General features: G+C 61.2%; 11 protein-coding genes and 1 other RNA gene. 11 read left to right on the forward strand and 1 reads right to left on the reverse strand.

Features of this window, described 5'->3' with window-relative positions; genetic code table 11:
• Window positions 1-89 precede the first annotated feature (89 nt).
• The 10 genes from FJQ89_RS22565 to FJQ89_RS22610 all read left to right on the forward strand — a co-directional run bounded on the left by FJQ89_RS22565 (window position 90) and on the right by FJQ89_RS22610 (window position 9737).
• Window positions 90-1403, forward strand: a complete 1314-nt coding sequence (locus FJQ89_RS22565) for an NAD(P)/FAD-dependent oxidoreductase (RefSeq protein WP_141171780.1) — start codon at window positions 90-92, stop codon at window positions 1401-1403.
• On the forward strand, window positions 1393-2184 hold the full coding sequence (locus tag FJQ89_RS22570) for a DUF1365 domain-containing protein (protein WP_141171781.1): 792 nt from the start codon (window positions 1393-1395) through the stop codon (window positions 2182-2184). Before FJQ89_RS22565 ends, FJQ89_RS22570 begins: the two co-directional genes overlap by 11 nt.
• Complete coding sequence (locus tag FJQ89_RS22575) at window positions 2181-3422, forward strand: SAM-dependent methyltransferase (RefSeq protein ID WP_243136208.1); 1242 nt, start codon at window positions 2181-2183, stop codon at window positions 3420-3422. Before FJQ89_RS22570 ends, FJQ89_RS22575 begins: the two co-directional genes overlap by 4 nt.
• 2 nt (window positions 3423-3424) lie before the next feature.
• Window positions 3425-3973 carry a chalcone isomerase family protein gene (locus FJQ89_RS22580; RefSeq protein WP_141171782.1) on the forward strand — a complete coding sequence of 183 codons (549 nt, stop codon included), beginning with the start codon at window positions 3425-3427 and terminating at the stop codon, window positions 3971-3973.
• Window positions 3970-5250 carry an MFS transporter gene (locus FJQ89_RS22585; protein WP_141171783.1) on the forward strand — a complete coding sequence of 427 codons (1281 nt, stop codon included), beginning with the start codon at window positions 3970-3972 and terminating at the stop codon, window positions 5248-5250. Before FJQ89_RS22580 ends, FJQ89_RS22585 begins: the two co-directional genes overlap by 4 nt.
• The gene (locus FJQ89_RS22590) at window positions 5238-5801 is read left to right on the forward strand and encodes a DUF3833 domain-containing protein (RefSeq protein ID WP_141171784.1); all 564 of its coding nucleotides are present in this window, start codon (window positions 5238-5240) and stop codon (window positions 5799-5801) included. Before FJQ89_RS22585 ends, FJQ89_RS22590 begins: the two co-directional genes overlap by 13 nt.
• Window positions 5798-6565 (forward strand): SDR family NAD(P)-dependent oxidoreductase, encoded by a 768-nt coding sequence (locus FJQ89_RS22595; protein WP_141171785.1) that lies wholly within the window; start codon window positions 5798-5800, stop codon window positions 6563-6565. The genes FJQ89_RS22590 and FJQ89_RS22595 overlap by 4 nt, the downstream gene beginning before the upstream one ends.
• A complete protein-coding gene (locus FJQ89_RS22600; RefSeq protein WP_141171786.1) occupies window positions 6562-6999 on the forward strand; it encodes a nuclear transport factor 2 family protein in 438 nt (145 codons plus the stop codon). Before FJQ89_RS22595 ends, FJQ89_RS22600 begins: the two co-directional genes overlap by 4 nt.
• A 974-nt stretch (window positions 7000-7973) precedes the next feature.
• On the forward strand, window positions 7974-9059 hold the full coding sequence (locus FJQ89_RS22605) for a porin (RefSeq protein ID WP_141171787.1): 1086 nt from the start codon (window positions 7974-7976) through the stop codon (window positions 9057-9059).
• A 150-nt stretch (window positions 9060-9209) separates the two neighbouring features.
• A complete protein-coding gene (locus FJQ89_RS22610) occupies window positions 9210-9737 on the forward strand; it encodes a hypothetical protein (RefSeq protein WP_141171788.1) in 528 nt (175 codons plus the stop codon).
• A gap of 73 nt (window positions 9738-9810) precedes the next feature.
• Here the strand turns inward: FJQ89_RS22610 and FJQ89_RS22615 are convergent, their stop codons facing one another.
• Window positions 9811-11514, reverse strand: a complete 1704-nt coding sequence (locus tag FJQ89_RS22615) for a thiamine pyrophosphate-binding protein (protein WP_141171789.1) — start codon at window positions 11512-11514, stop codon at window positions 9811-9813.
• A 235-nt stretch (window positions 11515-11749) separates the two neighbouring features.
• Between FJQ89_RS22615 and rnpB the strand changes: the two genes are divergently transcribed.
• An RNA gene (rnpB, locus tag FJQ89_RS22620) (RNase P RNA component class A) lies at window positions 11750-12089 on the forward strand.
• Window positions 12090-12598 lie beyond the last annotated feature (509 nt).

A 12598-nucleotide genomic window follows, 5' to 3' on the forward strand; every position in this document is an offset into this window, starting at 1 on the left:
GCTCAGGGCACTCATTGACATAAATCAATATTTCATCGATTATCCATGAGGCTCGTTTTGTCCAGGACAAACTTAACACAGGTGTATTCATGAAAATTGCCGTCGTCGGAGCAGGAATTGCAGGTTTGTCGTGTGCCTATCGCCTGGCGCAAGCCGGCCAGGACGTCACCTTGTACGAAGCAGGCGACTATTTTGGCGGCCACAGCCATACGGTAGATGTCACGCTCGATGGCGTCACGCATGGCGTCGACACGGGTTTTCTCGTGTTCAACCACGCCACCTACCCGAACCTGGTGCAACTGTTTGATGAACTCGGTGTCGAGGCGGCCGACAGCGACATGTCGTTTTCCGTGAAAATGCCGCTCGGCACGGCGTCCGATGCGCGCGTACTGGAATGGGCGGGCGCCAATTTCGATACCGTGTTTACCCAACGCAGCAACTTGCTGCGCCCCGCCTTCCTGCGCATGCTGCGCGATATCGTGCGCTTCAACCGCCAGGCCAGCGCTCTGGCCACGGCCAGCGTGCCGGGGCCGGCCATGTCACTGGGCGAGTTTCTCGACCTGCACGGCTATGGCGATGAATTCCGCCACTGGTATCTGCTGCCAATGGCCGCCTGTATCTGGTCGTGCCCGGCGCGCCAGATGCTGGCCTTTCCCTTGGCCACCTTCATCCGTTTCTGCCACAACCATGGCTTGCTGCAAGTGAGCGACCGGCCGCAATGGCGCACGGTACGCGGCGGTTCGCGCGTGTATGTGGAGCAACTGCTGGCGGGCATTCCGCAGCAGCGCCTGGCGTGCCCCGTGCTCGCCGTGCGGCGCCAGGCTCATGGTGGCGCGCGCATGGTCGAGCTGCACACGGCCGCCGGCGTCGAGCATGTCGATCACGTCGTACTCGCTTGCCACAGCGACCAGTCGCTGGCTCTGCTGGGCGATATCCGTGACGACGAACGCTGCGTGCTCGAAGCCGTACGCTACCAGCCGAATCGGGCCGTGCTGCATACGGATGCGTCCTGCCTGCCGCAGCGCCGCAAGGCTTGGTCGGCCTGGAATTACCAGGGACGGCCGGCAGTGGCGGAAGGCGAGGCGCCGCAAGTATGCGTGCATTATTTGCTGAACCAGTTGCAGCCGCTGCCGTTCACCACGCCCGTCATCGTTTCGCTCAATCCCCTCGATGAACCGGACCCGGCGTCCATCCTCGACGAGTTTTCGTATGCCCATCCCGTGTTCGATGGCGCGGCCATTGCCGCCCAGGCGCGTCTGGCCGGCTTCCAGGGCGCGCAGCACACGTGGTTCGCGGGTGCCTGGACGGGCTATGGCTTCCATGAGGACGGCTTGAAGTCGGGCCTGGCCGTGGCAGAAGCGTTGAACGGCATGGCGGCGGCGGAGCTCGGCCATGCCGCGTGATCCCGCGCGACCGGCCCAGCCGCAGCTGTGCCTGGGCCTGGTGCGCCATGCGCGGCTGCGCCCGCGCGCGCATGCCTTCAGTTACGGCATGTTTTATCTGCGCCTGCCCCTGCGCAGCCTGGGTGCGCAGGATTTCGCGGCCCGCCTGATCTCGCGCAACGGCGTCAATGTGCTGGCCTTCCGCGACAGCGACCATGGTGATGGCACGACGCCGCTGCTGGAGTGGATCGACGGCTTGCTGCACCAGCATGGCGTGTTGGACGCGGGTGGCGAAATCTGGCTGCAAACCATGCCGCGCCTGTGCGGCTATGTCTTCAACCCCGTCAGCTTCTGGTTTTGCCACCGCCCGGATGGGGCGCTGCGCGCCGTGCTCTGCGATGTGCGCAATACCTTTGGCGAGCGCCATCTGTACTTGCTCGAGCAGGGCGGCGCCATCGCGTATGGCAGCGAGTTGCGTGCCAAGAAGATTTTCCATGTGTCGCCGTTTTGCAAGGTGGAAGGGCAGTACCGTTTCCGTTTCCTGCGCAACCACGACAAGGATGGCGAGCGCCACCTGGCCCGCGTCGATTATGACGACCTCGACGGTCTGATTTTGCAGACCAGCTTGTCCGGCACGGCGCAGCCGCTGCGCGATGGCACCATCGCCTGGGCCTTGCTGCGCTATCCCCTGATGACGTTTGGCGTGATGGCGCGCATCCATTGGCAAGCCTTGCGCCTGTGGTTGCGCCGCGTGCCGTTTTTCAGCAAACCTGACCCTCCACAAGAAAAGGTGTCCCGATGAGCTCCGATTCCCTGCCGACCGGCTTGCATGCGCGCAGCGGCCCGTCCCCGACTCATGTGCATGAACATCTGGACCTGCCCGCTTCCGCGCGCATGATTCTGCGCCTGCTGGAAAAACTGCAATATGGCGCCCTGCGCCTGCGCACGCCCGATGGCCGTATCTTGCTGTACGGCGACGCCAGCCACCCCGTTACGCTGGACTTGCACAACTGGCACCTGTGCTCGGCCGTGTTGCGCTCGGGTGACATCGGCTTTGCGGAAACGTTTATCGCCGGCGACTGGCGCACCGACAATTTGCCGGGCTTGATCGAATTGATGATACGCAACCGCGCGCACATTGAGTCGCTGATCTACGGCAATTGGTGGGGCAACCTTGTCTACAAGGTGCGGCACTTGCTCAACCGTAATTCGCGCGCCGGCAGCAAGAAGAATATCCACGCCCATTACGACATCGGCAACGCCTTTTATCAGCTGTGGCTGGATCCATCGATGACGTATTCGAGCGCCCTGTTTAGCGAAGGTGCCAGCCTGGAACAGGCGCAAGATGCCAAATACCGGCGCATCGCCAGCCAGCTGCAGCTGCAGCCGGGCCAGCGCGTGCTGGAAATTGGCTGTGGCTGGGGCGGCTTTGCGGAAACGGCGGCGCGCAGTTCCGGCGCCCACGTGACGGGCCTGACCTTGTCGACCGAGCAGTTGGCCTATGCGCGCCAGCGCCTGCAGGACGCGGGGCTGGCAGGGCAGGCCGACCTGCAGTTGTGCGACTACCGCGACAGCGCCGGCCAGTACGACGCCATCGCCTCGATCGAGATGTTCGAAGCCGTGGGACAAAGCTACTGGCCCGGCTATTTCGAGTGCGTGGCGCGCAACCTGAAGCCGGGTGGACGCGCCTGCATCCAAACCATCGTCATCGCCGACGAACTGTTCCAGCGCTACAGCAAGAGCACGGATTTCATTCAACAGTATATTTTCCCGGGCGGCATGTTGCCTTCGCCGCTGGAATTTCGCCGCGCCGCCGAGGCGCAGGGCTTGCGCGTGGAGGACGCCTTCAGCTTTGGCCTCGATTACGCGGAAACCTTGCGCCAGTGGCGCGCCAGTTTCCTGGCCCAGCGCACGGCGCTGGAAAAGCAGGGTTTCGATGGCCGTTTCCTGCTGACCTGGGAGTTTTACCTCGCGTATTGCGAGGCCGCCTTCCAGGCGCACAACACGGATGTGATGCAATTTACCCTGATCAAGGACTGACCATGCGCCGCCTGCTTGCCACTGTTGTGTTGTCATTGATCATGTTCGGTGCCGTGGCCGCGCCGCCTGCCTTTATCGCTGCCGACGTGCCCGAGGCCCGCCTGGCGGGCGAGGGCGAATACACGTGGTTCGGCATGCGTATTTATCGGGCGCAACTTTGGGTGGGCGCGAACGGTTACCAGGGCGTGGCGTCGGCAACGGCGCCGTTCGTGCTGGAATTGCGCTACGCGCGTGCGCTTGACGGCAAAAAGATCGCTGAAGCCAGTCATGAGCAGATGCAAAAGCTGGGCGTCGGCACGGAGCAGCAGCGCCTGGCGTGGCTGGCCACCATGCAACGCATCTTTCCTGACGTCAAGGAAGACCAGCGCATCGCGGGCGCCTACCGGGCCGGCATCGCGCCCGGCGTGCGTTTTTATCTCGATGGCAAGGTGCTGGCCGATGTGAGCGATGGCGATTTCGCGCGCGCCTTCTTCGCCATCTGGCTATCGCCCGACTCGACGGCGCCGAAGCTGCGCGCGGCCCTGCTGCAGAGTGCGGCGCCACTGCCATGAGTAGCGGGGCCGGCCCTTTGACCTTGCCTGCCTTGTTCAGTTATGGCCTGTTCGGCTTGCCGCTGGCCATGCTGGCACTGCCCATCTATATATATGTGGCGCCATTTTATGCGCAGCGCAGCAGCCTTGACCTGGCGCAAATCGGCGCCGTGCTGCTGGCGGCCCGCATCGCGGCCGCCTTCATCGATCCGGCCCTCGGCGCCTGGATGGCGCATGGCCGGCGCAGCTATGCCGTCTATGTCGGCGCGGCGTTACCGCTGCTGCTGCTGGGCTTTGGCGCCCTGTTCCATCCTCCGACCCTGTCGCATGGGGCGACCCTGGCCTGGTTCCTGGCCGCCTTGCTGTTCGTCTACACCGCCTATGGCCTGGCCGGCATCGCGCACCAGAGCTGGGGCGCGGCCTTGAGCCAGGCGCGTGCGCAGCGGGCGCGCGTGACGGCCGTGCGCGAAGGCTGCGGCTTGCTCGGCGTGATCCTGGCGGCAGGATTGACTTCCGTGCTCGGCTATGACGGCTTGTCGCTGGCCTTTGCCGTGTGCCTGCTGGTGACGGGCGCGCTGTTGCTGGCGCGTGCGCCGCGTCCGCTTTTGCGCCAAGGCTCGCAGGCGCTGCGCGCTGGTGCCTGGCGCCTGCCATTGCGCCAGCGTGCGTTCCGCTGGCTGTTCGCCGTCCTGCTTGTCAATGGCGTGGCTGCCGCCATTCCCGCCACCCTGTTCCTGTTCTTTGCCGGCGATTATTTGCGCCTGGGGCATTACGCCGGTCCGTTCCTGATTGTGTATTTTTGCGCGGCGGCCGCCTCGATGCCCGCGTGGGTGGCGCTGGCGCGCCGCTTTGGCGAAGCGCGTGCCTGGGGCGGCGCCATGCTGCTGGCCGCCAGTGTGTTTGTCTGGGCATATGGCCTCGAGGCGGGCGCCGCCTGGGGCTTTGCCAGTATCTGCCTGCTGTCGGGCCTGGCGCTGGGTGCCGACCTGGCCTTGCCGCCGGCCCTGCTGGCTGGGCTGATCGGCGCGGCCGGCCATGCCGGGCGGCACGAAGCGGCGTACTTCGGCTGGTGGAACTGGGGCGTGCAAATGAGCCTGGCACTGGCGGCCGGCATCGCCTTGCCCCTGCTGGCCTGGCTCGGCTATGTGCCGGGCAGCAACAAAGGCTTGCCGGCCCTGTCTGTCGCTTACGCCTTGCTGCCCTGCGCCTTGAAACTGCTGGCCGCGCTGCTGCTGTGGCGCGCACCCTTACAACATATATATAGCGATCACCTGGAGATTCGACCATGCACCTCATGAAATGCTGCCGACGCGGCATAGCGGCGGCGGCCGTGCTGCTGGCGCTGGCAGCCTGTTCCACGCCGCTCACCCCCGCCACGTACGCGCAGGAACTGCCGTTACTGGATCTGCAGCAGTACTTCAACGGCACGCTCGATGCCCACGGCATCTTCCAGGACCGCTCGGGCAAGGTGGTCAAGCGCTTCACGGTGGTGATGCGGGCCAGCTGGGCGGGCGAGACGGGCACCCTGGACGAGGATTTCACGTATTCGGACGGCAGCAAACAACGCCGCGTGTGGACATTGCGCAAGACGGCGCCCGGGCGCTTCATCGGCACGGCGCCCGACGTGGTCGGCGAGGCCATCGGCGAAGTGGCCGGCAATGCCTTGCGCTGGCAATATGTGCTGGCGCTGCCCGTCGATGGCACGGTCTACCACGTCGATTTCGAGGACTGGATGTTCCTGATGGATGACAAGGTCATGCTGAACCGCGCCGCCATGAGCAAGTTCGGCTTCAGCCTCGGCGCCGTCACTTTATCGTTCAGCAAGCGTCCATCACAGGCGGCCCCATGAATCGCAAGATCAGCAGCTGGGCCGGCAAGCGCGTGTGGGTCATCGGCGCTTCCAGCGGCATCGGCGCCGCGTGCGCCACCTTGTTGCTGGAGCAGGGGGCGTGCGTGGCCCTGTCGGCCCGCCATCGCGCCAGCCTGGAACTGCTGTGCCAGGGGCAGCCGCTGGCGCAGGCCTTGCCGCTCGATATCACCCAGCCCGCGCAGTTGCGGGCCGTCTGCGCGCAATTGCAGCAGCAGTGGACGCATATCGACCTGATACTGGTGGTGGCAGGCGGCTATCAGGCCATGCGCGCCGATAGTTTCGATCTGGAGGCGGCGCAGGGCTTGCTGGCCCTGAATGTGGGCGGCGTCTTCAATTGTCTGGAGCAGGCCTTGCCGTGGCTGTTGCGCCAGGGCATCGGCGGCATCGGCATCGTCGGCTCGGTGGCCGGCTATGGCGGCTTGCCCAAGGCGCTCGCGTATGGCGCCAGCAAGGCGGCGCTGATCAACCTGACGGAGTCGCTGTACCTGGATTTGCATGGGCGTGGCATTGACGTGTATCAAATCAATCCCGGCTTTGTCGCCACGCCGCTGACGGCGGACAATGATTTCAAGATGCCTGCCCTGATGACGGCGCACGACGCTGCCGCCGCCATGCTCGACGGCATCGAACGGGGCCAGTTCCACATCCACTTTCCCAAACGCTTCACGAATCTCCTGCGCCTGGCGCGGCTGTTGCCATACCGCGCCTATTTCTGGCTGATCAGCAAGGTGACTGGCTTATGAACGCAAGCATGGATGACCCGCTGGCGCACCTGGTGGCGTTTTACGAGCACCTGAGCATCGAAAGCCTGGCGCAACTGGGCGCCGTGTACGCGCCGGATGCCCATTTCAAGGACCCGTTCAACGAGGTGCAGGGGCATGCCGCCATCCTGGCCATCTTCGAGCACATGTTCGTGCAGGTCGATGCGCCGCGGTTTGTCGTGCTGGAAAGCCTGGGGCAGGGGACGCAAGCCTTCCTGACGTGGGAGTTTCGTTTCCGCATGAAACGACTGGTATCTGGCGAACAATGTATTCGTGGCGCCACCCATGTGCGCTTCGATGCGCAGGGAAGGGTGGTCTTGCACCGCGATTATTGGGATGCGGCGGAAGAATTGTATGAAAAACTGCCTCTGCTGGGCGGTTTCATGCGCCTGCTCCGCCGCGCAAGCCAGCGCTAAGGTGATTTAGCGATGCTTTTAAGCAAAAAATGCAAAAAAGAAAAAGTAAATTGTGTGAAATGGGGCAGGTGAAAACTTGATTTCGGTCAAAGTGTCGTTTTTTAGAGACAAATTTGTCAAAATATTGAGAAGGCAACATTGTAAGAAATTGTTTCAATTGATGCGCAATTTGCAAGCAAGAGTCGTCCTCATGCGTTCCTGGCGGGTAGCTGGCGCATGCGCTGGTAAACATGGAAAACATTTATATGTGAGCAATTTAAATTACCGGAAAGTCAGTAATTTAATTGTCACTCTGGCTATTTTTTGAGCGCCTACGCCGACGCGCGAATTGGTGCCTACGCCCCTGAATAATGCGGCAATGCACCAAAAAAGGGCGCATTATTTCCCGTTTTTGGGCACCTGGCAGCAAACATTGGCGATGCCGTGTATGCTTCGTCCCGTTTATCCATTATCGCCTGACAAATTGTGCGCTTTGTCGCGTAAGTCTTGGAGAGAAAATGATGGGTAGAGCATGTTGACGTTTTAATCACTCGCCTGATACTGTTGCACTAATACAACGGGTGCCAGCAAACCATGCGCTATGATGGAATGGTCAATCAGGCCCATGCATTGGTTGGCAAGGGGCACTGGCTCTGTCGCGTAGTACGGTTGGCGATGGTCGGGATGCCTGAAAAAGCCCCCGGCCTGGTACCGGAAGTAACATGTTGGAACTTGATGGAATGTGAAACGGTCGTTATAGTGCCGCTTCCGGTGCCGTTTGAGCACCGAACCGGCGCACGAATGACGGTCGTTATGCAGCCTTCAAGCTTATCGGTGCAATAGCGTGCCGATACCGATATGAATGTTCCCCTGACCGGAACAGCAATGTGGCAGGTGGAGACCTTGCCCTCACTCATAAAAAGCGCTCTGCTAGAGCGCAGCTCGAGATGCATAGGCTGTATTACTTTTTGCTTCAAAAATTAAAGGAAATCGCAATGAAAAAAACTCTGATCACCCTGGCAGTCCTGGCAGCAGCCACTGGCGTAGCCCAAGCTCAATCGAGCGTTGTTATCTACGGTACCGTTGACGCTGGTTTCGTCAGCGAGCGCGGCGGCAAAGCCGGCACCACCAACAAAATCGATAGCGGCGTTGCTTCGGCTTCCCGTCTGGGCTTCAAAGGCACCGAAGATCTGGGCAGCGGCCTGTCGGCACTGTTCGTTCTGGAATCGGGTTTCAACGTTGACAACGGTCAGCAAGACGCTGCAGGTACCTTGTTCAATCGTCAAGCTTACGTTGGTCTGAGCAGCAAAACGGCTGGTACCGTAACCCTGGGTCGTCAATACACCCCTTGGTACAACACCCTGTCGAAAGTTGCTGATCCATTCGCAGTTGGCTACGCTGGTTCCGCCAAGAACTTGTTCCCAGCGAACACCACCCGTACCAGCAACACCGTGCTGTACACCTCGCCTAATTTCAACGGCTTCGATGCTGACGTTGCTTACAGCACCGCCAACAAAGACCAAGAGAGCGTGATTTCCAGCAAAATCGGTCGTCAAATGGGCGCATCGGTTGGCTACGCTAACGGTCCTTTGAACGCACGTGTTGCTTACAACACCACCAGCAACGAAACCGCCACCAGCGATGTTGGCAGCGCACGTAACTGGCTGGTAGCCGCTAACTACGACTTCGCAGTAGCGAAAGCGTATGTTGCATACGGCGTCAACAAAGGCCTGAACAGCTCGACCCGTAACAACGCCGGCGCTGGCAACTTGTTCAACACCGTATCGACCGGTGGTCTGACCACCGACGGCACCACGGCCCTGATCGGCGCAACCGTACCAGTTGGTCCAGCTGGCACCGTGATGGCTTCGATCATCCACGTCAACGACAAAAACAACTCGAACGCCGATGCGAACCAGTTCGCAGTGGGCTACTCGTACGCTCTGTCGAAGCGCACCAGCACCTACGCTTCGTACGCTAAAATCTCGAACAAAAACAACGCTGGTTACACCGTTGGTAACAACAGCAATGTTGGTTCGGGCGACCAAGCGTTCAACGTTGGTGTTCGTCACTCGTTCTAATATTCGCGCAAGCGAAGCTTAGTACCGCTCAGGCATCCCTTCGGGGATGCTGCAAGCAAAGAAACGCGCTGTCTGGCTTCGGCCTGGCGGCGCGTTTTTGCATGGGCGGCGCCAGTTATAATGGCGCCGTTACTCAAGTAAAGGAATGCCATGTATCCATACACCTCGCCGCGCCTGGCCGTCCTGCTGGCCGCGTTGTTATTCGCCGGCGCCACGGGTGCCGCTGTCGCCGCCGTCAAGGGCAAGAAGCCGGCCGGACTGGAGCGCTACGGCGTGGCCGTCTACTCGGACCTGTGCCTGCAAAAGGATAGCGGCGAGATCGGCGGCCAGCGCGTGACCCTGCACCGCTTTGCCGAGGCCGACTCCGTCATCTATGAATTCACGGCTGGCGCCCTGAGCTGGCCCATCGTCGCCAACGACGTCAACCTGGACGCCGCCACGGGCGCCTTCGACTTCACCATCGCCGGCGCCGACAGCGAAGAGCGCACCATCGTCGGCAAGTTTTCCAAGGACGGGCAAACCCTGACCCTGGAAGGCGATTACTGCGGCGGCAATGTGCGCATGCCCATGAAACTGAGCCGCGTGCGCGATTTCGGCCGTCCCCTGAAAAACTGCACGCCCTGCCCGCCGGTGCCGGAAGCGCCCGCCGAGGAAAGCGCGCCAGTACCCGCAGCCTGAGCGATCGTCGCTGTCAAAAAGAAAAAGGCCCGGTATCGACCGGGCCTTTGTTGTTTGTCGCGCTGAAACGGGCTTATTTGGCCGCCTGCGCCTTTTCCGCCGTGGCGCGGATGGTGGCGAGCGTGGCGTTCGGCGTGATCAGGTTGCCGTCATAGCGCAGCTCGATCAACGCTGGCAAGTTGTGCGCCCTGGCGTGCGCCAGCGCCCGTTGCAGGGCGGGGGCGAACTCTTCTGTCGTAGTCACCACTTCGCCATGCGCGCCATACGCCTGCGCCAGCGCCGCAAAATCCGGGTTGTGCAGGGTCGTGCCCGAGACGCGGCCCGGGTAATCGCGTTCCTGGTGCATGCGGATGGTGCCGAACATCTGGTTATTGAAGACGATGATGACCACGCCCGCCTGGTATTGCACGGCGGTGGCCAGTTCCTGGCCATTCATCATGTATTCGCCATCGCCGGCAAAGGTGATCACGGTGCGCTCCGGATGCACGATCTTCGCCGCCACGCCGGACGGCACGCCATAGCCCATGGCGCCATTCGTCGGCGCCAGCTGCGTGCGCATGCCGCCGTAGCGGTAGAAACGGTGCGCCCACGAGGCGTAGTTGCCGGCGCCGTTGGTCAGGATGGTGTCAAGAGGTGCCTGCGCCATGATCTCCTGCGTCACTTGCCACAGGTCCAGCGCTGCCTGGCCATCCTGGAAGATGGGCGGCTGCTCCTGGTAGGCGGCCAGCTCGGCCTTGGCTTCGCCCGGTGTATGTTTCCATGCGGAAGCGTCGACGGAGGCCATGGTGGCCAGCATGGCACAGACCTGCGGCATGCCGCTGTTGATCATCAGTTCGGCCTGGTAAACGCTGCCCAGCTCTTCGGCGTCCGTATGGATGTGCACCAGGCGCTGGCGCGGCACGGGCGCGTCGAACAGCGTGTAGCCGCCCGTCGTCATTTCACCGAGGCGTGGTCCGATGGCGATGACCAGGTCGGCATTTTTCACGCGCGCGGCCAGTTTCGGGTTGATGCCGATGCCGACGTCGCCGATATAGTTCGGGTGGGCATTGTCGAGCAAGTCCTGGAAGCGGAAGGCGCAGGCGACGGGCAAGTGATTCGCTTCGGCGAACTGTTGCAGGTCGGCGCATGCCTGCGGTGTCCAGGTGGTGCCGCCCAGCAAGACCAGCGGACGCTGCGCTTCGGCCAGCATGGCGCGCAACTGCTGCAGTTGCGTATCGGATGGCGATGCCTGCACCGGCTGGTAGGCGCGAGTGTCGGCGACAGTCGCCATGGAAATGAGCATGTCTTCCGGCAGGGCCAGCACCACGGGGCCGGGGCGCCCGCTGGTGGCGACCTGGAAGGCGCGCGCCAGGTATTCGGGGATGCGCTCGGCGCGGTCGATCTGCGCCACCCACTTGGCCATCTGGCCGTACATGCGGCGGTAGTCGATTTCCTGGAACGCTTCGCGGTCGACGAAATCATTGCCCACCTGGCCGATGAACAGGATCATCGGCGTCGAATCCTGATACGCCGTGTGCACGCCAATCGAGGCGTTGGTGGCGCCCGGTCCGCGCGTGACGAAGCAGATGCCCGGCTTGCCCGTCAGCTTGCCGTAGGCTTCGGCCATGAAGGCGGCGCCGCCTTCCTGGCGGTTGATGATGAAGCGGATGCCCGAATCGTGCAGGGCATCGAGCACGTCGAGGTAGCTTTCGCCAGGCACGCCAAAAGCGGTGTCGACACCATGGATCTGCAGGGCATCGACCAGGATCTGGCCGCCGGTACGGGATTGTTGCGTCATGTTCGGCTCTTTATAGTCTAGTGGGATGGCAAAGAAGTGGGGCAAGCGGTGCGCATGCGCTTGCATGCAAGCAGCTTGCCCATTCTATGTGAGCCGATTTGGCCCGGCTTTTGAAATGGCGACACCGAATTACACAATCCCCCGGGCCGGGGCCCGACGAGGGCCCCGGCGAGCGGTGTCGTTCCAGCACAGGCCTTTTTGCAGAAACATGCTGCGGCGCGGTACAATGGCGGGTGAAGCAGGCCAGACAGTCGCTGGCCGGCGCAGCAATGCGCTGGCGGGAGGAAGGTCCGGACTCCATAGAGCGGGGTGACGGTTAACGGCCGTCCGCTGAAAGCCGCAAGGTATAAGGCGAGGAATAGGGCCACAGAGACGAGCGTATTAAGTTACGGTGAAACGCGGTAACCTCCACCTGGTGCAATTTCAAATAGGCACGCGATGATGCTGCTCGCGGAGCGTGCGGGTAGAAAGCTTGAGCGTCCGAGTAATCTGGCGCCTAGAGGAATGACTGTCATAGCGCCAACCTGCAAGGGAAGGCGCCGTAACAAAATCCGGCCTACCGGCCTGCTTCACTTGAATTCCAGCTCCCGGGTCTGCCGGGGAGTGTATCGGCCGCAGCGGTTTGCTTGCTGCGCGCCGCCAAAAAGCCCCCGCAAAGGGGCTTTTTTTGTTTCTAAAAATATAGCACTTAAGACAAAGTTGTATATACAAGTAAAATGAACAATTGGTTAAAGTTTCTTCGTCTCAATTAATTGCTGCATTGCAAAAATAGTTGATCCGCATCAGGCCAGCCCCGGAAAACAGGGCCGATACGCGCCAAGGGCGAAATTTTTTTGCCTTAAACCAAGTCTTTTACTGTGGCTGCTTGTTGTTGTGGCTGGAGGGCGAAAGTATTGTCATGTGTCAACTAACTGTAAAAAATTCAATTTTTACATTTCGTCTTTTTCGATGTTTACGGTAGGAAAACACATGTGTGCAGATGAGGTAGCACATTCACTATCTTTCATAAGTATCTAATTTATCGATATATTTTTATTTGAGACTGCTTCAACGATATGCGCTAAGTCCTTAATTTCATTAATAA

The sequence above is a fragment of the Janthinobacterium tructae genome (assembly GCF_006517255.1).
GTDB classification, from domain to species: domain Bacteria; phylum Pseudomonadota; class Gammaproteobacteria; order Burkholderiales; family Burkholderiaceae_D; genus Janthinobacterium; species Janthinobacterium tructae.